The sequence below is a fragment of the Variovorax soli NBRC 106424 genome (assembly GCF_001591385.1).
Taxonomy (GTDB): domain Bacteria; phylum Pseudomonadota; class Gammaproteobacteria; order Burkholderiales; family Burkholderiaceae_C; genus Variovorax; species Variovorax soli.
Map to the genome: position 1 here is coordinate 17,114 of NZ_BCUU01000015.1, position 26,321 is coordinate 43,434.

Below are 26,321 nucleotides of genomic sequence, written 5' to 3' on the forward strand. Positions count from 1 at the left end.
AGGTGCGTCCAGGCACCTCTCCAATACATATCCTGGCCAATCCTCGGCTCATGGCACGATGCGGCGAAAGCTCGCATAGTGGTCTGCGGTGTACCAACAGGCCGATGGCGCCTTCTGCGCCCCACCACACACAATGCGCCGCGCGCCGCGGTTGCGCGCACCCGGGGTTTCGACCGTGTATTCGCGATAGTGGCCGCGCGCTTCGCGTGGCAGCAGACGTTCGCGGTTGCCGAACACGCTGCCATCCTTGTCGTACCGAAACGGTCCGCCATTGAAAATGGCCTGATAGGTCCGTTGTCCTTCCGCCGGCAGTTCGGCCAGTGCGACGGTGGTCGCCTGGGTCTTGCTTGTCGCGGCGCCAGGCCATTCGAAGCCTTGAGCCCCGGTCGAAAGCGCCGTGAGCACAAGCCCCGTGAGCGCAAGTTTCGAAACAGCTGACCTGAGGAAGGCGAACGCCACGATGGGACAACGCGAACTGAAAGAGCGGGTGGGCCAATGAGCCGATTCGGTGGGCAAACCCTGAAAACCGAGCCTGGAACCTGTTCCAAGCCTTGGGGTTTACCCTCGAATTCAAGCCCGCCAGTGTGCACCAGACGCGCGCAAATAGCAAGCGCCTGCCCAAAAGTTGAGCAGGCATTCAGGTCGCGTCCACCGCGCGAAGTTGGTGGACGCTTCGGCGTCAGGCCTTATCGGTCTGCGTTGGCGTCGGCCACGGTCAGGGCCGTCATGTTGACGATGCGTCGGACCGTGGCGCTGGCGGTCAGGACGTGCACCGGCTTGGCTGCCCCCAGCAGGACCGGGCCGATGGCGATGTTGCCGCCCGCCGCCGTCTTGAGCAGGTTGTAAGAAATGTTTGCTGCGTCGATGTTCGGGAACACCAGCAGGTTGGCGTCGCCCGCCAGGGCGCTGTGCGGCATGATTTCCACGCGCTGCTTGCCATCCAGCGCCACGTCGCCGTGCATCTCGCCGTCCACTTCCAGCCAGGGGGCCTGTTCGCGCAGCAGCGCCAGCACCTGGCGCATCTTGACGGCGCTGGGGTTCTCGCTGGTGCCGAAGTTGGAGTGCGACAGCAGGGCCGCCTTGGGCTTGATGCCGAAGCGCATCATTTCCTCGGCCGCCATGGTGGTGATCTCGGCCAGCTCGGCCGCGGTCGGGTCGTAGTTGACGTGGGTGTCGACCAGGAACACCTGGCGGTCGGGCAGCAGCAGGCCGTTCATGCAGGCATAGATCGGCACGTCCTGCGGCGTGCTGGCGCAGCCGCCGGGGCGCTTGCCGATCACCTGGTCGATGTAGCGCAGGTGCAGCGCGGTGGTGCCCCAGGTGCCGCAGATCAGGCCGTCGACGTCGCCCTTGTGCAGCAGCATGGCGCCGATCAGCGTCAGGCGCCGGCGCATCTCGATCTTGGCCACCTGCACCGTGATGCCCTTGCGCTCGGTCATGCGGTGGTAGGTCTGCCAGAAGTCGCGGTAGCGGTGGTCGAAGTCGGTGTTGACCACGTCGTAGTCCAGCTCCTCCTTCAGGCGCAGGCCGAACTTCTGGATGCGCTGGGCGATGATGGCCGGGCGGCCGATGAGCGTGGGGCGGGCAATGCCCTCGTCCACCACGATCTGGGCGGCGCGCAGCACGCGCTCTTCTTCGCCCTCGCTGTAGGCCACGCGCTTCTTGGGGGCGCGGCGGGCGGCGTCGAAGATCGGCTTCATCGTGGTGCCCGAGGCGTAGACGAAGCTTTGCAGCTTGTCGCGGTAGGCATCCATGTCCTTGATCGGGCGCAGCGCGACGCCGCTGTCGGCCGCGGCCTGGGCCACCGCCGGCGCGATCTTGATCATCAGGCGCGGATCGAAGGGCTTCGGAATGAGGTACTCAGGCCCGAAGCTGAGCTTCTCGCCCGAGTAGGCCGCGGCCACGCGCTCGCTCTGCTCGGCCTGCGCCAGATCGGCAATGGCATGCACCGCCGCGATTTCCATCTCGTCCGTGATGGTGGTCGCACCCGAGTCGAGCGCGCCGCGGAAGATGTAGGGGAAGCACAGGACGTTGTTGACCTGGTTCGGATAGTCGGTGCGGCCGGTGGCCATCACCACGTCGTCGCGCACCGCACGTGCGTCTTCAGGCGTGATTTCCGGATTGGGGTTGGCCAGGGCGAAGATCACCGGCTTGGCGGCCATCTTGGCGACCATGTCCGGCTTGAGCACGCCGCCGGCCGACAGGCCCAGGAACACATCCGCGCCTTCGATGACTTCGCCCAGCTTGCGGGCGGCCGTCTTCTGCGCGAACCTGGCCTTGTCCTCGTCCATCAGCTCGGTGCGGCCCTCGTAGACCACGCCGGCCAGGTCGGTGACGTACACGTTCTCGCGCTTGAGGCCCACCTTGAGCAGCAGGTTCAAACAGGCCAGCGCGGCCGCGCCGGCGCCCGAGGCCACCAGCTTGACCTTGCCGATGTCCTTGCCCACCACCTTCAGCGCGTTGAGCATCGCGGCAGCCACGGTGATGGCGGTGCCGTGCTGGTCGTCGTGGAACACCGGGATCTTCATGCGCTTGCGCAGCTCGCGCTCGATGTAGAAGCAGTCCGGGGCCTTGATGTCTTCCAGGTTGATGGCGCCGAAGGTGGGCTCCAGCGCGGCGATCACCTCGACCAGCTTGGCCGGGTCCTTCTCGTCGATCTCGATGTCGAACACGTCCACGCCGGCGAACTTCTTGAACAGAACGCCCTTGCCTTCCATCACCGGCTTGGAGGCCAGCGCGCCGATGTCGCCCAGGCCGAGCACCGCGGTGCCGTTGGTGATGACCGCCACCAGGTTGCCGCGCGAGGTGTACTTGAAGGCGTTGACCGGGTCCTTGACGATTTCCTCGCAAGGTGCAGCCACGCCGGGGGAATAGGCCAGTGCCAGGTCGCGTTGATTGAGCACCTGCTTGGTCGCCGCAATGGCGATCTTTCCGGGCGTGGGGTGCTCGTGATACTCCAGCGCTGCGCGGCGCAGCTGTGCGCGCTTGTCTTCGGCGCTCATGGCCGTGGTCGCCGAGGCGGTGCTGGTGGAGGGGGTTTCGGACATGGACGTGTTGACTCCAGCTGCCGCGGTTGCAGGTCCGGCCCCGCGGCATCGTTATAGGGGGCGCCGATTGTAGACCTCGCCAGCGCCGGGGCGGGAGGTGGCCTCAACTCACCGCACTGCGGCGCTATGGCAAACTGCCGCGAGGAGCAGGGACCGTCCAAATCGAGGAGAGAAGCGACATGGCGCTGATGGATTTCATCAAGAAGCAGTTCATCGACATCATCCAGTGGACCGAGACCGGCGACGGCACGCTGGCCTGGCGTTTCCCGATGCAGGACATGGAGATCCAGAACGGCGCCTCGCTCACGGTGCGCGAGTCGCAGGTGGCCCTGTTCGTCAACGAGGGCCAGGTGGCCGACGTCTTCGGGCCGGGCATGTACAAGCTCACGACCCAGACCCTGCCGGTCCTCACCTACCTGAAGAACTGGGACAAGCTCTTCCAGTCTCCCTTCAAGAGCGACGTCTACTTCTTCAGCACCCGCCAGCAGGTGGACCAGAAGTGGGGCACGCCCCAGCCCATCAGCATCCGCGACAAGGACTTCGGCGCGGTGCGCCTGCGCGCCTTCGGCAACTATGCCTACCGCGTGGCCGACGCGAAGAAGTTCCACACCGAGATCTCCGGCACGCGCGACATCTATTCGGTGCAGGACCTGGACGGCCAGCTGCGCGGCCTGGTGCTGCAGAACATCAGCAACGCCATTGCCGCCAGCGGCGTGCCCTTCCTGGACCTGGCGGCCAACCAGAACCAGTTTGCGCAGGCGCTGGCCAACCAGCTGGCGCCGGAATTCTCGAAGCTGGGCCTGCAACTCGACGGCATGACCGTGCAGAACCTCTCGCTGCCCGAGGAGCTGCAGAAGATCCTCGACCAGAAGATCGGCATGGGCATGGTCGGCAACGACATGGGCAAGTTCATGCAATACCAGACGGCGCAGGCCATCCCGAAGTTTGCCGAAGGCGCCTCGCAGGGCGGCGGCGTGGCGGGCGACGCCATGGGCCTGGGCGCGGGCGTGGCGCTGGGCCAGGTCCTGGCGCAGAACCTGGCGCAGGGCCTGCAAGGCGGCCAGGGCGCTGCACCGGCGGCCCCGGCGCCTGCCGTGGCAGCCGTCAGCCCGGCCGACGTCATGGCCACGCTGGAGAAGCTGGGCGAACTCAAGGCCAAGGGCATCCTCACGCAGGAAGAGTTCGACGCCAAGAAGACCGAACTGCTCAAGAAGCTGGTCTGACGCCTCGGCGCAGATCTTTCTCGCAGAGATGACGCCATCGTCGTCGAATGGCTGAGGGCGCAGCCAGCACTCAGCGTGCCTACCGGGCGCCCTGCCCGGGCTGCGGCGCGCCGGTCGAGTTCCGCTCGGCGCAGTCGACCCATGCCGTCTGCGCCTATTGCCAGAGCACCGTGGTGCGCCAGGGCGACACGCTGGCGCGAATCGGCAAGATGGCCGAGCTCTTCGACGACTTCAGCCCGCTGCAGCTCTTTGCCGCAGGACGCATCCAGGAGCGCGGCTTCACCATCGTCGGGCGGCTGCAGTACCGCTACCAGGGCGGTCATTGGACCGAATGGATCGCCGCCCTCGACGACGGCCGCATCGGCGTGCTCGCCGAGGACAACGGCGCGTACGTCTTTGCCCTGCCGCACGAACTCAAGCGCGCGGCGCCTGCGGCGGCCGCCCTCCAGCCGGGCCTGACCACCGCCATCGACGGTGAGCCCTTCACCGTCGGCTCCCATCAGCAGGTCAGCCTGGTCTCGGCCCAGGGCGAACTGCCGCGGCTGCCCGAACTGGGCCGGCCCTTCACCGTGGTGGAGCTGCGGAGCGACCGGGGGCTGGTGCTCAGCCTGGAATACGAAGCCGAGGCGCCCACGGCGTACCTGGGGCGCAGTGTCGCGCTGGACGAACTCCAGCTCGCCGGGCTGCGCGCCGAGTCGGCCAAGGAGGAGAAAGGCCGCAGCTTCGCCTGCCCGAATTGCGGCGCACCGGTCACGCCGGTGCTGGCCGAGAGCCGGTCCATCGCCTGCGGAAGTTGCGGGACCCTCATCGACCTGAGCGCGGGGCTGGGCGGTGAGCTCAAGCACGCCGTGCAGGACGAGCCGGTGCGCCCGCTGATCGCATTGGGCAAGACCGGCCAGCTGCAGGGCGTAGCGTGGCAGGTGCTGGGCTTCCAGCACCGCATGGGCGAGGTGCCCGGCGAGGACGAGCAGTTCGGCTGGAGCGAATACCTGCTCTACAACCGGCAGCGCGGCTTTTCCTTTCTGGTGGATTCCGAAGAGGGCTGGAGCCTGGTGCGCCCCCTCACCGGCGGCGCGAACCTGTCGAAGGACGGGCGCCTGGCCACCGCCCAGGGAAAGCAATACCAGCTGCAATACAGCTACAAGGCGACCACGAGCTACGTGGCCGGCGAGTTCTACTGGCGCGTCGAGCGCGGCCAGCAGACCTTCAACCGCGACTTCGCCGCCGGCAATGCGCTGCTGTCGCTGGAGCAATCGGCCGGTGAACAGACCTGGTCGGCCGGCTCGAAGATCGACAGCGCCGCCGTGGCCGTGGCCTTCGGCCTGGAAGACCGGAAATCGTTCTTCAAGCGCAGCGACGCGGGGCCAGTCAGCTTGGCGCCGCGCCTGGGCTGCGGCATGGTCATCCTGATCCTGGTGCTGCTCATCGTGCTGCTGCTTTTGCTCAGCACATGCAGCGCGCGCTGCGATCCGCGCTACGAGAACTGCTCTTCTTCGTCCTACCGCACCTCGGGCGGCTCCTATGGGGGCTATTCGAGCGGCGGTGGCCACAAGTAAATCACCAATCACCCTCAAAAGGAGGTCGTCATGGGAATCGAATGGTTGAAGCCGGCGGTGGTGCTGGGTTCGCTGGTCTACGCGCTGATCGGCGTGGTGGTGTTCTGCGTGTGTTTCGTCGTCATCGACAAGCTCACGCCCTATGACCTGTGGAACGAGATCGTCGAGAAGCAGAACCGCGCGCTGGCGCTGGTGGTTGCGGCCATGTCCCTGGGCATCTCCATCATCGTGGCGGCCGCCATCCATTGAACCCCGCCGCGCGCCGTCCGGGCCCGGTGGACCTGGCCCTGCTGGCCAGCGTCTTCGTGGTGGCCGCCTGCGGCCTGGTGTACGAACTCACGGCCGCGGCACTGAGTTCGTACCTGCTGGGCGATTCGATCCTGCAGTTCAGCACGGTCATCGGCACCTATCTGTTCGCGATGGGGCTGGGCTCCTGGCTCTCGCGCTTCCTGGAGCGCCAGCTGCCGGCGCATTTCCTGCGCATCGAGTTGCTGGTGGCGTGCGTGGGCGGGCTGATGCCGGCCCTCCTCTACCTGGCCAATGCCTGGGTGCCGGGCGCCTTCCGGCTGCTGCTCTACGGCATGGTGGTCGTGGTGGGCACGCTGGTGGGGCTGGAGATTCCGCTGGTCATGCGCATCCTGCGCCGGCATGTGCAGCTCAAGGAGCTGGTCTCGCAGGTGCTCACCTTCGACTACCTCGGGGCGCTGGCGGTGTCGGTGGCTTTTCCGCTGCTGCTCGTGCCGCACCTGGGCATGATCCGCACCGGCCTTCTGTTCGGCTGGATGAATGCGGCCGTGGCGGTGTGGGCGCTGTGGCTGTTCCGGCATGAACTGCGGCGCCTGCCTGCGCATGCGCTGGCCTGTGCCGCCACGCTGGTGCTGCTCGGCCTGGCCTTCGCGCAAGCGGATCGCATCACCAGCGTGGCGGAAGATCGCTTCTACCAGGACCGCATCGTCTTCAGCGCCAGCTCGCCCTACCAGCGCATCGTCGTCACGCGCGGCAGCGCCGGGCACCGCCTGTTCCTCAACGGCAACCTGCAGTTCGCCGAGCGCGACGAGTACCGCTACCACGAGGCGCTGGTGCATCCGGTGATGGCGGCCCACGGCGCGCCCAGGAAGGTGGCCGTGCTCGGCGGCGGCGACGGGATGGCGGTGCGCGAGATCCTCAAGTACCCGTCGGTCGAGCAGGTCACGCTGGTGGAACTCGATCCGAACATGACCGAGCTGTTCTCGAGCCACGCGACGCTGGCGGCGCTCAACGGCCACTCGCTTGCATCGAGCAAGCTGCGCATCGTCAACACCGATGCCTTCCAGTGGCTGCAGCAGGACGCGAGCGACGGGGCCGACACCTACGACGTGATCGTGGTGGACTTTCCCGATCCGACCAACTTCGCCATCGGCAAGCTCTACACCAACTCCTTCTACGCGCTGCTCGACAAGCGGTTGTCGGCCAGTGGCTATGCGGTGGTGCAGACCACTTCTCCGCTCATCGCACGCAAGAGCTTCTGGACCGTTGCCGCCACCATCGAATCGGTGGGCCTGGCGGCCACGCCCTATCACGCGCATGTCCCGAGCTTTGGCGAGTGGGGCTTCATCGTCGCCAGCCGCAGGCCCTGGCGCACGCCCGACGCGCTGCCCGCCGGCCTGCGCTTTCTCACGCTGGATACCTTGCCGCAGCTGTTCGCCTTTCCGCCCGACATGGCACGCGTGCCGGCGCCGGTGAACCGGCTGTCGAACCAGGTGCTGGTCACCACCTACGAGCACGAGTGGGGCAAGCCATGATCGGGCGCCGCCGCTTCCTCGGCGCGGCCGCCGGCAGCCTGGCGCTGGCGGCGTGCGAGGCGCCGTCGTCCTCGGCGTCGCACATCGGAGGCGGCTTCGAAGGCATCGACATGGCGCGCGGCCATGCGTTGCGCGATGGCAGCCTGGCCGGCAAGGCACCGCAGGAATCGCGCCGCACCCGCGTGGTGATCGCGGGCGGCGGCGTCGCCGGCCTGGCGGCAGCGCGCGCCCTGCGGCTGGCCGGCATCGAGGACTTCGTGCTGCTGGAGCTGGAGGACGAGCCTGGCGGCAACAGCCGAGGCACGGCGGTCAAGGGCGTGCCCTGCCCCATGGGCGCGCACTACCTGCCCGTGCCCGGCGACGACGCCCGCGAAGTGCAGGACCTGCTGGAAGAGCTGGGCCTGCGGCGGCGCGTGGCCGGCCGCTGGGAATACGACGAGCGCCACCTGTGCCACAGCCCGCAGGAGCGCCTGTTCTTCGAAGGCCGGTGGCAGGAAGGGCTGTTGCCGGTGCAGGGCGTGCCTGCCGGCACCCTCGCGCAGTACCAGCGATTCGATTCGCTGGTGGAATCGCTGCGCCGGCGCGAGCATTTCGCGATTCCCATGGCGCGCTCGGCCCTGGGCCCGGGGCAGCTGGCGCTCGATGCGCAGCCCTTCGACGCCTGGCTGGACCAGCAAGGCCTGGATGATCCGCACCTGCGCTGGTACCTCGACTACTGCTGTCGCGACGACTACGGCGCCGGCAGCGAAGCGGTCTCTGCCTGGGCCGGCATCCACTATTTCGCCAGCCGCCACGGCTTCCATGCGCCGGGTTCGGCGGCGGACGAGTCGCCGGAGCGCGATGCCGTGCTGACCTGGGCCGAGGGCAACGGCTGGCTCACGCGGCGGCTGGCCGAGCCGCTCGGGGCGCAGCGTGTGCTGTGCGGCCAGGTGGTGATGCGGATTTCGCAGGGGCGCTCGGGCGTGGAAGTCGACGTCTTCGACGCCGGCAGGCGCGCGCTCGTACGCTGGCAGGCCGAGCACTGCATCGTCGCCCTGCCCATCTTCCTGGCGGCGCGCGTGGTGGAAAGCCCACCCGACTTCCTTCGCCGGGCGGCGGCAACGCTGCGCCATGCGCCCTGGCTTGTCGCCAACGTGCATCTGGGCGCGCCGCTGGCCGACCGGCCGGGCGCCGCGCCGAGCTGGGACAACGTGCTCTACGGAACGCGCGGCTTGGGCTATGTGGATGCCGGCCACCAGCGCCTGGACCCGACGCCGCGCGAGACGGTCATCAGCTGGTATCGGCCGCTGGGGCCCAGCCGCCATGACGCCGGCATCGACGGCCGGCGCCTGCTGCTGGAGCGCCCGTGGACCGCCTGGCGCGACGAACTGCTGGCCGAGCTGTCCGCGGCCCATCCCGACCTGGCCGGCCTGGCGACGCGCATCCAGATCACCCGCTATGGCCACGCCATGGCCATTCCGGCGCCCGGCCTGCTCGCCCAGTTGGGGGGCAGGCCGCAGCGCCTGGTTCGCGAGGGCCGCGTGGCCTTCGCGCATGCCGACTGGTCGGGCTACTCGATCTTCGAAGAGGCCTTCAGCCGCGGCCACTGGGCCGGCACGGCAGTGGCCGGCCGGCCTGCAGTCTGAAGACAGACCTGGCGCCCGCCGGGCCTCAGGCCTTCATCAGCGCTTCGATCTCGTCGGCCTTCACCGGCACGCCGCGGCTGATGAGTTCGCAGCCCGTCTCGGTGACCACCGCGTCGTCCTCGATGCGAATGCCCAGGTTCCAGAATTCGTCCGGCACGCCTTCGGTCGGCCGCACGTAGAGGCCGGGTTCGATGGTCAGCACCATCCCCGGACGCAGGATGCGGCTGGGGCGGTTCGTGATCGTCTCACCCGACAGCGGGTCCTTGCGCTCGCTGGTCTCGCCGATCTGGCTCGGCTCCACGTAGCTGCCGCAGTCGTGCACATCCATGCCCAGCCAATGGCCGGTGCGATGCATGTAGAAGGGGAAATAGGCGCGCTGCTCGATCACATCCTCGGCCGTGCCCAGCTTTTTCGCGTCCAGGATCTTCAGGTCGAGCAGGCCCTGGGCCAGCACTTTGACGGTGGCTTCGTGCGGGTCGGTAAAGCGCGCGCCCGCCTTGGTGGCAGCCACTGCGGCGTCCTGGCTGGCCAGCACCAGGTCGTACAGGGCGCGTTGCGGACCGGTGAACCTGCCGTTGGCCGGAAAGGTCCGCGTGATATCGCTGGCGTAGCCATCCAGCTCGCAACCGGCGTCGATCAGCACCAGGTCGCCGTCCTTGACGGGGGCGACATCGGCTCGGTAATGCAGCACACAGGCATTGGCGCCTGCCGCGACGATCGAGCCATATGCCGGGTATTGCGAGCCGTTGAGGCGAAATTCGTGCAACAACTCGGCATCCAGGTGGTATTCGCGCACATCGTCGCCTTTGCGCAACATATTGGCGGACAACTTCATCGCGCGGATGTGGGCCTTGGCGCTGATGGCTGCGGCCTTTCGCATGACATCCAGCTCGTGGGCGTCCTTGACGAGCCGCATTTCGTCAAGCGGGCCGCACAAATCGCGCTGCTCCTCCGGACAAATTGCGCCATAGCGCACCCGGGCCCGGACCGTCTGCAACCACTGGTCTACCCTAGTTTCGAGGCCTTTATGAGTCGCAAAGTTGTACCAGACGACCTCGCGGTTCTCCAGCAGGCGTGGCATTTGCTTGTCGAGCTCGTCGATGGACCAGGCCGCGTCCACGCCCAGCGCATGCGGCGCGGCCTCGGGGCCTAGCCGGTATCCGTCCCAGATTTCCCGCTCCAGGTCCTTGGGCGCGCAGAAAAGGGTGCTGCGGCCATTTCCCTCGAGCACCAGCCACGCATTGGGCTCGGTGAAGCCGGTCAGATAGAAGAAGTAGCTGTCGTGGCGGAAGAGGTAGTCGCTGTCCCGGTTGCGCTGGCGCTCCGGCGCGGTGGGAACGATCGCGATGCCGCCGGCACCGAGTTGGGCGGCCAGGCGGGCACGCCGGTCAGCGTAGGGAGAGTTGTTTGTCATAGGCGTCACGATGCCATACGTCTGTAACAGGTGGGTGTTGCAGTCGCGCAGATCGTGAAAAGGTTTGCAAGAACGATTGCCTGGGCAGCTGTCAATAGAAAGAATTGGTTATGTCGAATGAAGGATATGGCCTTGAAAGTAATTAAGAGTAGTGTTTTCCTCGCAACGCTCCTGGCGCTCACCGCATGTGGCGGTGGAGGCGGCGGCAGCAGCGGCAGCGCGCAAGCTTCCGGCACCGGCTCGGACGGCGCCGCGAGTATCAACAGCAGCACGGACGGCGCCGCGAGCACCAGCCCCACGGCCCCGGCAAGTACCCCCAGCGGCACCACCAGCCCCTCGGCCCCCTTGGCGAGTTCCGGCTCGGCCACCGGCGGGCAGGTGACCAATGGCAGCAACTCCGTCGATCCGGCGGCCTACGTCGCCATGGCGGCAAAGATCAGCGCCCCCGAAGGCCTGGACTACCGCTATGGCGACGATCCCGCCGCACCCGCGGTCCAGAAGGGCGGTGCGCCGCAGCTCTACCAGCGTGCGGACAACCTGCGCAAGTACGCGTCGGACGGCGGCTACTGGCAGGTGGGCGGGCCCGAGAGCTCGTATGTGGGTGACTACTTCCAGAACTTCTACAACGCGCTGTTCGTCGCCGATGCGCCGGACGCTCGCGTGGGCGTGAGCAACCTGCTGACCGCAGCTACCACCTTCAACGAGTTCATGCAGCGTCCGCAGCCGATCCCGAGCCTGCAAGGCCGTGCCTTCAGTGCGGACCAGGTCGCGAGCGACTACGCCAATGTCGATTTCAACGGCCTGGACGACATTCACGGCAAGAATCTGGGCGCTCGCCGCCCGGTGGCCGCGGCGCGCTGCTTCGGCAACCCGGGCTGGTGCATGGAGCCGGTGGTGGCCTACCAGGACGGCCTCCTGTCGACCGGCTGGGGCAGCAACACGGCCTCCGCCGCCGCCTCGTTGCGCCTGCCCGCCAACAAGGTGCCGACGGCGGTCACGCAGACCAACAGCGGCGAGTTCGCGCTGGTGAGCGTGTGGGACACGACCACACAGCGTGGCCAGATTGCCGTGATCGCACTGGCGGGCATTTGCGAGGGTTGCACCGCCAGCCGGCCGGACCAGTTCACCAACTACTGGGGCGAATGGGGCGCCGTGCATCCCGGCCTGCCGAACCTGGGCAACATCGGTTTCATGAAGCTGCTGGGCTTTGTCGACCTGCCCGAGACGATGCGCGCACCGACCGAGATTTCCGCCACCACGGGCTGGAATCCCTCGACCGGCCGTCCGCAGGACGCCAGCGGCAACTACATCACCCACTATCAGACGCCGCTGGCTGACGAGACCGTTCGCCAGACCTACGTGTCGGGCAGGAACGTCGGCGGCTATGCCAATGGCGGTGTCGCAGTGGTGGTCTCCAAGTCGGAGCAGCGCGCGGCCTTCATCGACCTGAAGCCGCTGTTCAGCTACTACCGCTCGATGTACTTCGGCGCCAAGTCCAACTACGACAAGACGACCACCCTCGGCCAGGCCGACAACCAGTGGCCCTTCGCCTTCTCGCAGATGCCTGACAGCGCGCGTCCGCAAGTCGTGAAGGTGATGGACCTGGGCGCCCGCCCGACCGCCGTGAAGACCACGATGTGGGGCAACAACCTGCGCGCGTTCATCGCCACGCAAGAGGGCTACCTGCGGCTGTTCGACCTGGGCGGCTACGGCAACGGCAGCGGCGCCAACACGGCGGCCATCAACCAGGTGGGCAGCGTGCCCGTCGGGCGCAACCCCACCAGCATCGCCTACGTGCGAGGCGATGGGGCCGGCGGAAGCATCAACGAGAACCTGATGGTGCTCTCGCGTGCCGAAGGTGCGGTTCGCTGGGTCGACCTGTCGGCGGACCACAACAGCGGCACGGTGCGTGCCGACGTGCTGCGCGACTCGCGCATCGTGGACCCGATCGCCATCGAGGACAACGAGAACCACGGCACGGCCTTCCAGATGCTCACCATGGCCGACTACGGTGGCAAGGCAGTGCGCAACTATCGCTGGGGACCGGTGGTCTTCCATACCAACCCCGGCGGCGCCTGCCCGGCACCCACGGGCTGCCTGATGGGTGCGGACAACCAGGCCAAGTTCGAATACGGCGGTGCCACCGTGCTGCCGGGCAAGCCCTTCATGGTCACTGGCGCCAACGTGCCGTGATCACCGAAGCGGGACGGATGGGCGCAGGGCGCGCCTGATCGTCCCCCTTCTTTCCTTACTGCGGCGCTGCGCGGCCCTCCGGGTCGTTCAGCGCCGCAAGTCTTTGGGGGGTGCCGACGTCGGTCCAGGGGCCGTGATAGATCTCGGCACCGACCAGGCCCTCGTCCATGGCCAGGCGCAGCATGGGCGCCAGTGCCGCCTTCACGCCGGCGGCGTTGCCCGCGGGTATCTCGCAGCGCGGGGCGCAGAAGAACTCGGCCCGGTACAGGGCGATGGTGGAGAAGGTGTAGCTCGGCTGTCCATCTTCGGGCCGGGACAGCGCACTGCCGCCGGAGGCGATGCCGAAATCCCCCCGCGGGTTGTGCGCCGGATTCGGCACCAGCCACAGATGCGCCAGCCGCCCGCTGTCGGCAAAGCGCGCCACGGCCTGCCGGCTGAATTCGAACCCGGGCGCAAAGATGTCGCCCGCCGCCACCCAGAACACGTCCGCCAGTTGCGGCAACGCACGCACGATGCCGCCTGCCGTCTCCAGCGCGGCGCCGAAGTCCGCGCCTTCGTGCGAATACGAAAGCGCCATGGCGGCTGTCGGCCGGCCGTCTGCCGGTGGCATGAATCGATCGCCGAAGTGCGCGGGAATCTGCTCGCCCAGCCAGGCGGTGTTGACCAGCACGTCATGAAATCCTCCGCGCCCCAGTGCCTCGAGCGTCCATTGCATCAGGGGCTTGCCCTGCACGGGCAGCAGCGGCTTGGGCGTGGCGTCGGTGAGCGGACGCATGCGCTCGCCCCGTCCGGCGGCCAGCACCATGGCCTGGGCGCGCGCGTGCATCAGCAGGCCACCTGCGCCGCAGCCACGGCATGCTGCCCGCCGCCCGTCAGCGCGCCGCGCCGCAGCTCGTTGCGGTCGCTGCGCTGGGGCTTGAACAGGGCGACCAGGCCGTCCATCAGGACATGCGCGGCCGCCGAACGGTCGGCCCCGACGTTGCAGACATAGACATCGAGCGTGGCCGCACGCAATTCGGGCCAGGTGTGCACGCAAAGATGCGACTCGGCCAGCAGCACCGTGGCGGTCACGCCGCCCGGTCCGCTGGGCGTCGGCGGGAATGGCTGGAACAGCTCGCCCACCGGATGCAGGCCGGCGGCAGCGGCGGCCTCGCGGCATGCGGCGCCCAAGGACTCGGCATCCACGAACCATTGGCTGGCGCAGCGGCAGTCGTGCAGATCGGCGGTGAGATGCAGGCCATGCATAAGGCTGTCAACTCTAGCAGCCGGCTGCGGGCCGCTAAAATTGCGGGTTCTCCCCAACTTCTCCCCCCAGAAAGCCAAAAAGATGGCCAACCAAGCCTTGATGGCCAACGCGATCCGCGCGCTGGCGATGGACGCCGTTCAACTCGCCAACTCCGGCCATCCTGGCGCGCCGATGGGCATGGCCGACATGGCCGTCGCGCTGTGGGGCGACCACCTGCGCCACAACCCGGCCAACCCGGGCTGGTTCGACCGCGACCGCTTCGTGCTCTCCAACGGCCACGCATCGATGCTCATCTACTCGGTGCTGCACCTCACCGGCTACGACCTGCCCATCCAGGAGCTGAAGAACTTCCGCCAGCTGCACAGCAAGACGGCCGGCCACCCCGAAGCGGGCATCACGCCGGGCGTGGAAACCACCACCGGCCCGCTGGGCCAGGGCATCACGAATGCGGTCGGCTTCGCGCTGGCCGAGAAGCTGCTGGCGGCCGAGTTCAACCGTGACGGCCACAGCATCGTCGACCACCACACCTATGTCTTCCTGGGCGACGGCTGCCTGATGGAAGGCATCAGCCACGAAGCCTGCGCACTGGCCGGCGCCTGGAAGCTGGGCAAGCTCATCGCCCTGTACGACGACAACGGCATCTCCATCGACGGCCCGGTCAAGCCCTGGTTCATCGACAACACGGCCGAGCGCTTCAAGGCCTACGGCTGGAACGTGATCGGCCCGGTGGACGGCCACGACGCGTCCGAAGTGTCCAAGGCCATCGCCGAAGCCAAGGCGCAGAACGACAAGCCCACCCTCGTCATCTGCAAGACGCAGATCGGCAAGGGCAGCCCCAACCGCGCCAACACGGCCAAGGCCCACGGCGAGCCGCTGGGCGCCGACGAAATCGGCCTGACCCGCAGCGCGCTCAACTGGCCGCACGCGCCGTTCGAGCTGCCAGGCGCCGTGTACGAAGAGTGGGACGCGAAGAAGTCCGGCGCCAAGCAGGAGGCCGCCTGGAACGACAAGTTCGCCGCCTATGCCAAGGCCTTCCCCGACCTGGCCGCCGAGTTCACCCGCCGCATGAAGGGCGAGCTGCCCAAGAACTTCCACCAGACCGCCTTCGACGCGGTGGTGGCGGCCCACACCAAGGCCGAGACCGTGGCCAGCCGCAAGGCCTCGCAGATCGCGCTGGAAGCCTTCACCGCCGCCCTGCCCGAGCTGCTGGGCGGCAGCGCCGACTTGACCGGCTCCAACCTCACCAACACCAAGAGCACCCCGGCGCTGCGTTTCGGCAGCCAGGGCGAGGTGCTGCGCGGCGAGGGCAACGAACAGAACCCCGACGGCCTGCTGGGCCGCCACATCAACTACGGCGTGCGCGAGTTCGGCATGGCCGCCATCATGAACGGCGTGGCGCTGCACGGCGGCTACATCCCCTACGGCGGCACTTTCCTCACGTTCAGCGACTACAGCCGCAACGCCATCCGCATGGCGGCACTGATGAAGCAGCGCGTGGTGCACGTGTTCACGCACGACTCCATCGGCCTGGGCGAGGACGGCCCCACGCACCAGTCGATCGAGCATGCCGCCTCGCTGCGCCTGATTCCCAACCTGGACGTCTGGCGGCCCGCCGACACGGCCGAGACCGCCGTGGCCTGGGCCGTGGCACTGCAGAACCAGAGCAAGCCGACGGCCCTGCTGCTGTCGCGCCAGAACCTGCCCTACTCGCCCAAGAGCGACCTGTCGGACATCAGCAAGGGCGCGTACGTGCTGGCCGAACCGGAGCGCGTGGGCCTCAAGTCCAAGAAGACGGCGGCGGTGATCATCGCCAGCGGCTCCGAAGTGCAGCTGGCGCTCAAGGCGCAGGAGCTGCTGGCCGCCAAGAAGATCGCGGTGCGCGTGGTTTCCATGCCCTCCACCACCGCCTTCGACCGCCAGGACGTCGACTACAAGAAGAGCGTGCTGCCCAAGGGCATCAAGCGCATCGCCGTCGAAATGGGTGCCACCGACGGCTGGTGGAAGTACGGTGTGTCGGCCGTGGTCGGCATCGACACCTATGGCGAGTCGGCACCGGCCGGCGTGCTGTTCAAGCATTTCGGCTTCACGGCGGAGAACGTGGCCGCCACGGTCGAGGCGGCTCTCAAGCGCTGATTCGCCTTCCCAGTTTTTTCAACTATCCCTAGGAGCAGACAGATGGCTATCAAACTCGGTATCAACGGCTTCGGTCGCATCGGCCGCAACGTGTTGCGCGCCGCCGTGCAGAACTTCAAGAACGAGATCGAGATCGTCGGCATCAACGACCTGCTCGAGCCCGACTACCTGGCCTACATGCTCCAGTACGACTCGGTGCACGGCCGCTTCAAGGGCGAAGTCAGCGTCGAGGGCAACACCCTCATCGTCAACGGCAAGCCCATCCGCCTGACGGCCGAGCGCGACCCGGCCAACCTCAAGTGGAATGAAGTGGGCGCCGATGTGGTGCTCGAATCCACGGGCCTGTTCCTCACCAAGGAAACCTGCGAGAAGCACCTGGCCGCCGGCGCCAAGAAGGTGATCATGTCGGCCCCCAGCAAGGACGACACCCCCATGTTCGTCTACGGCGTGAACGACAAGAAGTACGCCGGCGAAGCCATCATCTCCAACGCCTCGTGCACGACCAACTGCCTGGCACCGCTGGCCAAGGTGCTGAACGACAAGTGGGGCATCAAGCGCGGCCTGATGACCACCGTGCACGCCGCCACCGCCACGCAGAAGACCGTGGATGGCCCGAGCAACAAGGACTGGCGCGGCGGCCGCGGCATCCTGGAGAACATCATCCCCTCCAGCACCGGCGCAGCCAAGGCGGTGGGCGTGGTCATCCCCGAGCTGAACAAGAAGCTCACCGGCATGAGCTTCCGCGTGCCGACCTCCGACGTGTCGGTGGTGGACCTGACGGTGGAATTGAACAAGGAAGCCACCTACAAGGACATCTGCGCCGAGATGAAGGCGCAAAGCGAAGGCGCGCTCAAGGGCGTGCTGGGCTACACCGAAGACAAGGTGGTGGCCACCGATTTCCGCGGCGACCCGCGCACCTCGATCTTCGATGCCGAGGCCGGCATTGCCCTGGACGGCACCTTCGTCAAGCTGGTGAGCTGGTACGACAACGAGTGGGGCTACTCGAACAAGTGCCTGGAAATGGTTCGCGTCGTTTCGAAGTAATCGGCAGCGACGCCCAATAAAAAACGCGCCCTCGAGGCGCGTTTTTCATGGGTCATCGATCCCGGTTCAGCGCAGCAGCGTGTTCTTGCGGATCTCGTCGCTGAGCTTGGCCGACAGGTCGGAGGATGCGCGGCGCGCGGCCAGGCCCGGGTCATACCGGAACTCGTCGAACTCCGCCTTGCCGGCGCCGTTGGCCTTCACCCGCGTGAGCTCGGAGCCCGCGGGATTGGTGACGATGCACACCACCTCGGTGTTGAAGACGGTCAGCGGCTTGGCAAAAGGCGACGGCGCACTGAAGTCGGCCTTGATCTGCGGCGTGAACACATAGGAAATTCCTGCGGCCTGGATCCCTGCGCTGTCCTTGGCCGAGGGCACGACCACCACGTCCGTGTACACGGCGCGCAAGGCGTCGAGGCCGGACTGCTCGAGCTGCCGGCTCGCGACATCTCCGCTGGTGCCCGGTGCATACACCTGCCTGCCGCTGTCGCCTGCGGACATGACGTAGGCGACCTTCTTCTGGATGAGGGGCCCCTGGGTTGGCGCACCGGCGGCGCTCGTCCCAGTGGAGCTGGCGCAGCCAGCAAGCGCGGCAACGGCGGCCATGGCGGCGACACCGCCGGCGAAGTGGATGATCCTGTCGACGTTCACTTTTTTCTTCCTCTCCTGAAAGGTGGAACTCGTTGGGGAACAAGAGGCCGCCGGATGATAGCCCTTGGGCTGGCCAAGCCGCAGCTTTCGACACGAAGTCAGGACCGGATCATCTCGTCAGACAGGTTCCAGCACATGGATCACCCGGCTGGCCAGCAGGTCCTTCACCTTGGCGCCATAGGCCTGCATGTGGGGCGCCGCGCCATGCGCCTGCAGCGCGGCCAGCGACTCCCACTTCTCGACCACCACGAAGGTGTCGTCCCCCACGCTGCCCTTCGAGGGCGGCAGGCCCTTGGCGTCCACGGTGGCCTGGTATTCGATGCAGCCCTGCTCGGCCAGCACGGCCGGCACATTGGCCTGGAAGGCTTCGAGAACGGCGGCACGCTGGCCGGGCTTGGCGGTGATGACGGCGACGACATGGATCATGAAAAGGGTCTCCAGTGGTTGGTGATGGAAGAACGAGCTTCGGCTGCAAGCCTAAGCACTTTGCGGCCGATGCGCCGTCGCGTGCGCATCAGCCCGCAAGCTCGCCCAGCAGGCGCGCCAGCGCGATGGTGCTGCGATCTTCCAGGTAGGGCCCGATGATCTGCACGCCCAGCGGCAGGCCCTCTTCATCGCGGGCCAGGGGCGCCACGGTCGCGGGCAGTCCGGCCATCGAGGCCAGGGAGGACCAGGCGCCCTGGGCGCCGTAGGGCGTGGGTTGGCCATCGATGCGCAACTGCCGCGCATTCCAGTCGGGGTTCTCCTCATGCGCAAAGGCGGCGCAGCCGAAAGGCGGGCACAGCAGCGCATCGAACTCTTCGAAGAAGGCGCGCCACTGCACCCGGTACTGGTCGCGGGTGCCCATGAGGCGGATCCAGTCGTGCGCGCTCAGGGTGGTGCTGCCGCCGGGCTCCCACGCGCCCAGCAGCGTGGTGACCAGGGTGGCGTAGTGCGCTGCGATGTCCTGCAGCTTGGGCAGGCGTTCGCTGCTGCGCGCCACCTTGGCGCCTTCGCGCGCCAGCCGGCCGGCCAGCGCGTCGAGGGCGCCGCGCATGGCCTGCGACGTGGCGCAGGCCGGGTGCTGGTCCAGCACCAGTACCCGCCAATCGCGCAGCCGGTCGTGGCGCGGCGCCGGCAACGCCAGGCGCCAGCCCTTGGCATCGGGCACCTCGGCGCCTGCCAGGGCGCCGAACGCCAGTTCGAGGTCTTCGGCACGGCGCGCCAGCGGGCCGACCACCCCGGGCCGGTCGCCCGGCTCCATCTGCGTGCCCGGAAAGTCGTGGCCGCGCGCGGGCAGCACGCCCACGCTGGGCTTGTGGCCGTACACGCCGCAAAAGTGCGCCGGCACGCGGATCGATCCGTACAGGTCGGAGCCCAGCTCCAGCGCCACCATGCCGGCCGCCAGGGCCGCGGCGCCCCCGCCGGAGGAGCCGCCCGGCGAGCGCGACGCGTCCAGCGGATTCACCGTGCGCCCATAGACCGGATTCACGCTCTGCCAGTCGGCCAGCGCCATGGCGATGTTGGTCTTGCCCAGGATCACGGCGCCGGCCGCCTTCAGGCGCTGGACGGCCACCGCGTCGGCCTGCGGCCGGAAATCCTTGAAGGGCGGCAGGCCCCAAGACGTGGGCAGGCCGGCCACGTTGAAGGACTCCTTGACCGTCATCGGCACGCCCAGCAGCGGCAAACGCTCGCCCCGTGCGCGTGCGGCGTCGGCGGCGCGGGCCTGCTCGCGGGCGCGGTCGAAGTCGCGCAGCACCACGGCGTTGATGGCGCCGTCGAGCGTCTCGATCCGGCCGATGGCCGCCTCGCACAGTTCCAGCGCGCTGGCCTGGCCGTCGGCGACGGCTTGGGCGCAGGCGCTGGCGCCTTGCGTGATCAGGTCCTCGAAGGTGTTGGGGCTGGACAGGCTCATGCGGCATTCACTCCACGGAAGGGCAAGGCTCGGTGCGCAACCGCGCGGGCGGCGCGTCGCGCCGACCGTGCAGCTTACAGGTCGAGGCCCGGCAGGTGGATTGAAAGGACAGCCGCGGGCATCGGAGTACCGCCCGTGCGGGCGGCTGCCGAGGAGGCCACTCCTACCAGCGCCGCGCGACTGTCGCTCTCGAAAGCTTAGCCGCTCTGGGTGAATAGAGGATGACCAACGTGCAGGAGACCCTGGTCGCCGCTGCGCGTCGGCCGTGCGTCATGCCGGTTGGCGCAGATCCTCCGGCCGCTCTTCGCGGCCGTCCGGATGGCGGGCGAAGCGGGCCGGATCGCGGCCGTGCACGGGCGCGCCGTGCGGCCAAGGCCAGCCGCCGAACTGGGTCCGGCGGTAGTCGGCCATGGCCTGCGCGATCTCGGCCTGCGTGTTCATCACGAAGGGGCCGTACTGCGCGACCGGCTCGGCAATGGGGCGGCCCTGCAGCACCAGGAACTCGCCGGCGGCATCGCCGTTGACCAGCTCGACGTCGGCACCGGCATCGAGCTCGACGGCCGCATGGCCGTCGATGCGGCGGCCGCCGACCTGCACCGAGGCGCCCTGGAAGAAGTACAGCATGCGCCGCGTCCCCTGCCCCGCCGCGGCCGGCAGCGTCCAGCGGGCGCCGGGCGCCATGCGCACGGTCCAGATGGCCACGTCCGAATCGTCCTGCGCGGCCCAGGAGGCCGGCGGCGGCGCCAGGGGCTGCAGTTCGCCCGCATTCGGGCCGGTGCCCGCATCCAGCGGCAGGCGCCCGGCGATGCAGGCCAGTTCCGTCTCGCGCCCGTTGGTGTCGAGTGCGCGCAGGCGTGGAATGTCCTCGGCCCAGAACATGGTGAAGTGCGGCGCCGCCATCTTGCTGCGCGCGGGCAGGTTCAGCCAGATCTGGAACAGCTCCAGCGGATTGGGCGCGTCTGACTTGAGCAGCGGGAACATTTCCGAATGCACGATGCCCGCACCCGCGGTGAGCCACTGCACGTCGCCGCCGCCGAAGCGCGCGGCCGCGCCCAGCGAGTCGGAATGGTCGATGAGCCCCTGGCGCACGATGGTCACGGTCTCGAAGCCGCGGTGCGGATGGCCCGGAAAGCCCGGCACCTCTTCGCCGTGGTACATGCTCCAGCCGTCCTTGCGGCTGAAGTCCTGGCCGATGTCGCGGCCCGCCAGCAGCTTCGCATCGGGGCCCATCTGCGCATTGCCTTGCGGGTAGGCGTCGTCGTGATGGACGCAGAACAGGAAGGGGTCGATGGTGGGCCAGGGAAAGCCCAGCGGATGAAGCTTCAGGACGGGATCGGCAGACACGGCAGGTCTCCTTGTGGCGTGGGGCGCAGGCAATGGCTGCGATCCCTTTCAAGTGGGGGCGCCGCCCGGGATGAAAAGCGCCGCGCGTGCGACACAGCGGCCCAGCGATGGAACGATGGGGCCGCCGCGGGAACCCTGTCAGTGGTGGTGTCCGTGCTCGCCGTGCACGTGGCGATGCTCGATTTCCTCGGCCGAGGCGGCACGCACGCCGGTCACCTTGACGGTGAAGCGCAGCGGGATGCCGGCCCAGGGATGGTTGCCGTCCAGCAGTACCTTGTCGCCCTTGACCTTCATCACCCAGAAGATGTGCGGCTGGCCGTCGTCCAGCGTGCCCTGCAGCTGGCCGCCCACCTTCACGCCCGGCGGGAATTCCGCCTTGGGGATGGTGCGCACCAGCGATTCGTCGCGCACGCCGAAGGCGTCTTCGGGGGCCAGCGCCACGGTGGTCTGGAAGCCGGCTTCCTTGCCTTCCAGCGCCGCCTCGATCTTGGGCAGCGTGTTGTCGTAGCCGCCGTGCAGGTAGACCATCGGGTCCTTGCTCTGCTCCATCAGCTTGCCGGTGGCGTCGCTCACCTTGTATTGCAGGGTAACGACGGTGTCTTTGGTGATTTGCATAGGGGCGCCATTGTCCCAGAGCGGGCGCGCAAGCGCTCGGTCCGGGAGCGTGGGTCAGCCGTGCGGCTGCGGCGCCAGTGTCTTCAGGTACAGGTGGAGTGCCCGCACATCGGTGTCGTTCATCTCGCGCAGCGAGCCGAAGGGCATCACCTTGATCTCCTGGCCGTCGGGGCGCCTGCCGCTCCTGAACATCGCGGCGAAGGATGCGGCGTCGGGGTAGCGCACCATGGCCGTGCCTTCGCCGGGCGTGAGGTTGGCGGCGGCGGGCCAGTCGGGCGGCCCGCCGGGCACCTTGCCGCCGGCGAGGCTGGCGCCATGGCAGCCGATGCACATGTTGGCCACGTAGGCGCCGTGCTGCACCGTCACCGCATCGGGCACCGGCTTCTCGGGCGGCTTCGTATGGTCGATGCGGGCGGCGGCGTCGTGGATCAGGCCGAAGCCGTACATGGCGCGCACCGGCAGCGGCAGGTCGATGACCGGGCCACCGCCCTCGGCCGGCGGCAGGTGGCGGATGTAGGCCACCAGTGCGGCCAGGTCCTCGTCGGTGAAGCGGTTGTAGTCCTCGCTGGGCATGATCATCAGCGGCCGCCCCTGGGGGTTGACGCCGTGGCGCAGGCTGCGGACCCAGTCCACCGGCTGATAGTCCTTCACCACGCTGCCGGGGCCGGGGCTGATGTTGGGGCCGGCGATGCGCATGCCCTTGCCGTCATCGAGGAACATGTTGCCGTTGCCCTTTGCACCGTGGCAGTCGACGCAGCCGCGCGAGGCGAAGAGGTAGCGGCCGCGCTCGATGGCCGCGGCATCGTCCTTGTAGGCCACCGGCTGCACCTGGAGCTCGACGGTGCGATGCATCTTCTTTGTGGCCAGCTGGTCGCCGGCAAAGAGCGCTGCCGCGGCGAGCGCGACCAGGAACAGCAGCGCGATGCCGATGCGCTTGAGCCAGGTCTTGCTACTGCTCATGCCCGCTGCTCCCGCGCCGCGGCCTGCGGCTTGCGCCTGCCGGCGAACAGCTTGCGCGCCACCAGATGGCGGGCCATGTTCAGCCGCAGGCGTAGCTGCGGCTTGTGGCCCCAGCTGCTGGTGGTCTGCGTGGCCTGGACCTGCCAGCCGTGCGGATCGATCTCGCGCGTGCCGGCGCCGATCTCGAAGTCGAAGCCCGAGGGCGTGGCGCCGTAGAAGGAAAAGGTGCCGTCCGGGTCGGGGTGCTGCCCCAGGCCCAGGCTCAGCGGCACCCTGTGGCGCTGCGCACGCTCGAAGGCGATGCCGATGTCCGCCAGCCGCGCCGCCTGCAGCATGAAGTGGTGCATGCGCTTGGGCAGCGGCAGGTCGAACAGCGCAATGGAATGGTGGCGCGCGTTGCAATGCATGAAGGTGCCGCGCACGTCGATGGGGCCGACCTTGGTCGCCAGGCGCTCGGTCACGCCGAAGCCCAACAGGCCGGCGTAGAAGGCTTCCATGGCCGCCAGGTCGTCCGACACCAGCACCGCATGGCCGAGGCCGAGTTCGCCGGTGCGAAAGCCTTCGGGAAAGGCCTCCGACACGAAGGGCTGCGCTGCCTCGTCCGGGTCGACGAACAGTTCCACCGTGTTGCCCGCGGGATCGGTGGTGCGCACCAGCCGGCGCACCCGGCGCGAGATGCACAGGCGCGCATCGCCTTCCTCGAGCGCACGGCCGGCGCCCGAGATGCGCAGGGCCAGCGCATCCAGCACCTGCTCGCTGGCGCATTGGAGCCCGATGGCCGCCACGTCGTCGGCGGGGCCCTCCTGCACCATCAGGCGCTGGGCCTGTGCGTCCAGTTGCCAGCCGCAGCTGCCGTCAGGATTGAGCAGCGGCGCCGGCAGGCCGAGCGTGTGCTGGCAGAACTCGGCCCAGCGCTTGGGGCGCCTGGCCTCGAAAACCAGATAACCGAGACGAAGATCGGGGCTTGCGAGGGGGGTCATGGCGAAGCTCACTAAAATTGATGAAGAAAACCAAAATTGGATGAATCATCTAAAAATGGATGTTAGCTATAAGGTACTAACAGGGTCAATGCAACCTTTGCCCATAGCGCTTTCGGCCGGGCTGAGCGCCTTGCCCGCGGGCTTGCCCAAGCGCGAGCGCACGCGGGCCCAGCTGGTGGATGCGGCGCTCAAGGTGTTCTCGGTGCGCGGCGTGGCCGCAGGCACCATCCAGGAGATCGCCGACGTGGCCGGCATGACCACCGCCACGGTCTACAACCACTTCAAGACCAAGGAAGAAGTGCAGCGCGAGGTGGCCCTGCGCCTGGCCAACACCTTGTGCACACGCATTGCCGAAAGCCAGGCCGGGGTGAAGGAAGGCGCCGAGCGCATGGCCATCGGCGGGCGGCGCTATGTGTGGCTGGCCGAAGTTGCACCGCAGTGGGCCTTGCTGATGCTGGACGTGGCCGCAGCCACGCCGGACCTGCTGATGCATATCCGCCAGTTCACGCTGGCCGACCTGCGGCTGGGCGTGAAGCAGAAGGCCTTCCGCATCGCCAACGAGCAGGTGGCCATCGACCTGATCAACGGCGCCGGCACGAACGCCATGCGCAGCGTGGCGCTGGGGCTGGCGCCGGCTTCGCACGGTGCCGACATGGCCGCCTGCGTGCTGCGCGGCCTGGGCGTCGCCCATGAAAAGGCGGAGGAAATCGCGCGCCGGCCCTTGCCGAACTTTCCTGACGCTCCGGCCATCGGCGCGGCCGCCGCGCCGGAGCGTGCCCGCGCTACCGCTGCCAAGGCCAGAAAGACCACCCGGGCCGCCCGAGCATCGTGAAGGCGCTGGCCCACATCGACTTCGGCGCCGACGCCCACGAGGTGGCGCAGCAGCTCATCGGCGTGACCGTGCTGGTCGATGGCGTGGGCGGCATCATCGTGGAGACCGAGGCCTACGACCGCACCGACCCTGCCTCGCATTCCTTTGCGGGGCCGACGATGCGCAACGCCGCGATGTTCGGCCCGCCGGGCCGCAGCTACGTCTACCGCTCGTACGGCATCCACTGGTGCATGAATTTCGTGTGCCGCGAGGAAGGGCATGGCGCCGGGGTGCTGATCCGCGCCATCGAGCCGACCGAGGGCCTGGCGCGCATGCGCGAGCGCCGCGGCCTGGAGGACGAGCGGCTGCTGTGCTCCGGGCCGGGCCGGGTGGGACAGGCGCTGGGCATCGACGGCAGCTTCAGCGGCCATCGGCTGGACCGCCCGCCCTTTCGCCTGCTGGCGGCGCCGCCAGACGGCGTCGAGCTGCTGGTGGGGCCGCGCATCGGCATCTCCAAGGCGATGGATGTGCCGTGGCGCTTCGGGCTGAAGGGATCGCGCTTTCTCAGCAAGCCCTTTCCGGCGACGTCCTCGCGGCGCGCGGGCCCCTGAATTCGAATCAGGCCGCGCGTGGCGGCTTGGGCAGCCAGGCGAAGCCGGCGGCGCCCACCGACAGCAGGATGCCGATGGTGGCCAGCACTGCCGCGAACGGATCCAGGCCATGCGCGGTGGCCATCGACGCCACGGCGCCGGTGAACCACTGCATGAAGGCCACGCCGAGGAACATCGCCATGGTGAACAGCGCCATGGCGCGCCCGGTCATCTCCGCCGGGTAGGCGCCGCGCGTGTCGGCGTACTGCAGCACGATGTAGCCCGACAGCAGGCCGGAAACGACCATCACCGCCACGTCCACGGCGGCCGAGGGCGCGTAGGCCATCAGGAAGAAGCCCGCCGCCACCGCCACCGTGCACGCCACGATGCGCTGGCGGCGCCTGGCCGGGCCCGGATCGAGCCGGCCGAACAGCGGCGGCCCGAACATGCCCACCACCGAGACGATGAGCGCGATGTTGCCGCTTTGCACCAGCGAAAAGCCGTGCCGCTCCACCAGCAGCGGCCCCAGCCAGAGCCCCCGCAGCGAGATGAACGAGGCATACGTCACCGAGGCCAGCAGCAGGATGCCCAGCGTGTGCGGCAGCCGGAACAGGGCGCCGTAGCTCAGCAGCGCCTGCCACATCGACAGCGGCGCGTGCGCGCCGGCGCCGGGCTGCGGCGGCTCGTGCACCTTCCAGGCCATGAGCAGCCAGGCGGCCACCGAGCACAGCATCAGCGCAACAAAGCCCGCGCGCCAGGACGCGGCGCTCACCAGCCAGGCCAGCGGCGTGCCGGTGAGCAGCATGCCCACCGAACCCAGGCCCAGCACCAGCCCGGAGACCGGCGCAAAGCGCTCGGGCGGAAAGTGCCGCGCGATGAACACCGTGCACACCAGGAAGGCCGGCGCGCAGCCGATGCCGATCAGCACCTGCCCGACCAGCAGCACGCCGAAGTCGTGCGACAAGGCTGACAGCAGCGCGCCCGCAATGGCGCAGGGAAAGGCGAACAGCACCGTGCGCCGCAGGCCGTACACGTCGATGCCCATGCCCATGAAGAACTGCAGCGCGCCGAAGGCGAAATGGAAAGCGCCTGCGAACAGCCCCAACTGCTGGGCCGACAGGCTGAATTCGCGCTGCAGCGGCGGCGCCAGGATGGCCGCCATGGTGCGAAAGGACTGGCTCAGCGCAAAGGCGCTGCAAAGGGCCGCCAGCATCACC

The 26,321-nt window shown here is 68.2% G+C and carries 23 protein-coding genes; 10 read left to right on the forward strand and 13 right to left on the reverse strand.

What is annotated here, in order from left to right; all coding sequences use genetic code 11:
• Positions 1–48 precede the first annotated feature (48 nt).
• The gene (locus VSO01S_RS06985) at positions 49–462 is read right to left on the reverse strand and encodes a guanyl-specific ribonuclease (RefSeq protein WP_068641129.1); all 414 of its coding nucleotides are present in this window, start codon (positions 460–462) and stop codon (positions 49–51) included.
• Between the two features lie 224 nt (positions 463–686).
• Complete coding sequence (locus VSO01S_RS06990) at positions 687–3,047, reverse strand: NADP-dependent malic enzyme (protein WP_068641082.1); 2,361 nt, start codon at positions 3,045–3,047, stop codon at positions 687–689.
• Between the two features lie 179 nt (positions 3,048–3,226).
• On the opposite strand from VSO01S_RS06990, the gene VSO01S_RS06995 reads away from it, so the two are divergent.
• Genes VSO01S_RS06995 through VSO01S_RS07015 form a run of 5 tightly spaced genes read left to right on the forward strand, consistent with a single transcriptional unit; the run spans position 3,227 to position 9,232 of the window.
• Positions 3,227–4,270: an SPFH domain-containing protein gene (locus tag VSO01S_RS06995; RefSeq protein WP_068641083.1), complete on the forward strand. Its 1,044-nt coding sequence runs from the start codon at positions 3,227–3,229 to the stop codon at positions 4,268–4,270.
• 47 nt (positions 4,271–4,317) lie between these two features.
• Positions 4,318–5,826, forward strand: coding sequence for a DUF4178 domain-containing protein (locus tag VSO01S_RS07000; protein ID WP_068641084.1), 1,509 nt, complete (start codon positions 4,318–4,320; stop codon positions 5,824–5,826).
• Between the two features lie 30 nt (positions 5,827–5,856).
• Positions 5,857–6,075, forward strand: coding sequence for a DUF350 domain-containing protein (locus VSO01S_RS07005; RefSeq protein WP_068641085.1), 219 nt, complete (start codon positions 5,857–5,859; stop codon positions 6,073–6,075).
• Entirely contained in the window at positions 6,072–7,607 is a 1,536-nt protein-coding gene (locus VSO01S_RS07010) for a polyamine aminopropyltransferase (protein ID WP_068641086.1), read from the forward strand. Before VSO01S_RS07005 ends, VSO01S_RS07010 begins: the two co-directional genes overlap by 4 nt.
• Positions 7,604–9,232, forward strand: coding sequence for an FAD-dependent oxidoreductase (locus tag VSO01S_RS07015; RefSeq protein ID WP_153305156.1), 1,629 nt, complete (start codon positions 7,604–7,606; stop codon positions 9,230–9,232). The genes VSO01S_RS07010 and VSO01S_RS07015 overlap by 4 nt, the downstream gene beginning before the upstream one ends.
• A 25-nt stretch (positions 9,233–9,257) precedes the next feature.
• On the opposite strand, the gene VSO01S_RS07020 is transcribed toward VSO01S_RS07015, so the two are convergent.
• Positions 9,258–10,646, reverse strand: a complete 1,389-nt coding sequence (locus tag VSO01S_RS07020; RefSeq protein WP_068641087.1) for an aminopeptidase P N-terminal domain-containing protein — start codon at positions 10,644–10,646, stop codon at positions 9,258–9,260.
• A gap of 132 nt (positions 10,647–10,778) precedes the next feature.
• Here VSO01S_RS07020 and VSO01S_RS07025 point away from each other — a divergent pair, with 132 nt between their 5' ends.
• Positions 10,779–12,839, forward strand: a complete 2,061-nt coding sequence (locus VSO01S_RS07025; RefSeq protein ID WP_153305157.1) for a hypothetical protein — start codon at positions 10,779–10,781, stop codon at positions 12,837–12,839.
• 55 nt (positions 12,840–12,894) lie between these two features.
• Here VSO01S_RS07025 and VSO01S_RS07030 read toward each other — a convergent pair whose 3' ends face one another.
• Positions 12,895–13,644: a nucleotidyltransferase family protein gene (locus VSO01S_RS07030; protein ID WP_068641131.1), complete on the reverse strand. Its 750-nt coding sequence runs from the start codon at positions 13,642–13,644 to the stop codon at positions 12,895–12,897.
• A 20-nt stretch (positions 13,645–13,664) separates the two neighbouring features.
• Entirely contained in the window at positions 13,665–14,084 is a 420-nt protein-coding gene (locus tag VSO01S_RS07035) for an S-adenosylmethionine decarboxylase family protein (protein WP_068641089.1), read from the reverse strand.
• 82 nt (positions 14,085–14,166) lie between these two features.
• Here VSO01S_RS07035 and tkt point away from each other — a divergent pair, with 82 nt between their 5' ends.
• Positions 14,167–16,218, forward strand: a complete 2,052-nt coding sequence (gene tkt / locus VSO01S_RS07040) for a transketolase (RefSeq protein WP_068641090.1) — start codon at positions 14,167–14,169, stop codon at positions 16,216–16,218.
• Positions 16,219–16,260: 42 nt separating this feature from the next.
• Positions 16,261–17,262: a type I glyceraldehyde-3-phosphate dehydrogenase gene (gap, locus tag VSO01S_RS07045; RefSeq protein ID WP_068641091.1), complete on the forward strand. Its 1,002-nt coding sequence runs from the start codon at positions 16,261–16,263 to the stop codon at positions 17,260–17,262.
• A gap of 66 nt (positions 17,263–17,328) precedes the next feature.
• On the opposite strand, the gene VSO01S_RS07050 is transcribed toward gap, so the two are convergent.
• The 7 genes from VSO01S_RS07050 to VSO01S_RS07080 all read right to left on the reverse strand — a co-directional run bounded on the left by VSO01S_RS07050 (position 17,329) and on the right by VSO01S_RS07080 (position 23,703).
• Positions 17,329–17,910 (reverse strand): hypothetical protein, encoded by a 582-nt coding sequence (locus tag VSO01S_RS07050; RefSeq protein ID WP_068641092.1) that lies wholly within the window; start codon positions 17,908–17,910, stop codon positions 17,329–17,331.
• Between the two features lie 117 nt (positions 17,911–18,027).
• A complete protein-coding gene (locus tag VSO01S_RS07055; protein ID WP_068641093.1) occupies positions 18,028–18,336 on the reverse strand; it encodes a putative quinol monooxygenase in 309 nt (102 codons plus the stop codon).
• An 88-nt stretch (positions 18,337–18,424) separates the two neighbouring features.
• The gene (locus VSO01S_RS07060) at positions 18,425–19,804 is read right to left on the reverse strand and encodes an amidase family protein (RefSeq protein WP_153305158.1); all 1,380 of its coding nucleotides are present in this window, start codon (positions 19,802–19,804) and stop codon (positions 18,425–18,427) included.
• 270 nt (positions 19,805–20,074) lie between these two features.
• Positions 20,075–21,148 carry a pirin family protein gene (locus VSO01S_RS07065; RefSeq protein WP_068641094.1) on the reverse strand — a complete coding sequence of 358 codons (1,074 nt, stop codon included), beginning with the start codon at positions 21,146–21,148 and terminating at the stop codon, positions 20,075–20,077.
• 138 nt (positions 21,149–21,286) lie between these two features.
• On the reverse strand, positions 21,287–21,763 hold the full coding sequence (locus VSO01S_RS07070; RefSeq protein WP_068641095.1) for an FKBP-type peptidyl-prolyl cis-trans isomerase: 477 nt from the start codon (positions 21,761–21,763) through the stop codon (positions 21,287–21,289).
• 54 nt (positions 21,764–21,817) lie between these two features.
• Complete coding sequence (locus VSO01S_RS07075; protein WP_068641096.1) at positions 21,818–22,723, reverse strand: c-type cytochrome; 906 nt, start codon at positions 22,721–22,723, stop codon at positions 21,818–21,820.
• Entirely contained in the window at positions 22,720–23,703 is a 984-nt protein-coding gene (locus tag VSO01S_RS07080) for a VOC family protein (RefSeq protein ID WP_068641133.1), read from the reverse strand. Before VSO01S_RS07080 ends, VSO01S_RS07075 begins: the two co-directional genes overlap by 4 nt.
• An 88-nt stretch (positions 23,704–23,791) precedes the next feature.
• On the opposite strand from VSO01S_RS07080, the gene VSO01S_RS07085 reads away from it, so the two are divergent.
• On the forward strand, positions 23,792–24,535 hold the full coding sequence (locus VSO01S_RS07085) for a TetR/AcrR family transcriptional regulator (protein WP_218002323.1): 744 nt from the start codon (positions 23,792–23,794) through the stop codon (positions 24,533–24,535).
• Positions 24,532–25,125 (forward strand): DNA-3-methyladenine glycosylase, encoded by a 594-nt coding sequence (locus VSO01S_RS07090; protein ID WP_373282881.1) that lies wholly within the window; start codon positions 24,532–24,534, stop codon positions 25,123–25,125. Before VSO01S_RS07085 ends, VSO01S_RS07090 begins: the two co-directional genes overlap by 4 nt.
• Positions 25,126–25,132: 7 nt before the next feature.
• Here the strand turns inward: VSO01S_RS07090 and VSO01S_RS07095 are convergent, their stop codons facing one another.
• Entirely contained in the window at positions 25,133–26,317 is a 1,185-nt protein-coding gene (locus VSO01S_RS07095; protein ID WP_084241730.1) for an MFS transporter, read from the reverse strand.
• Positions 26,318–26,321 lie beyond the last annotated feature (4 nt).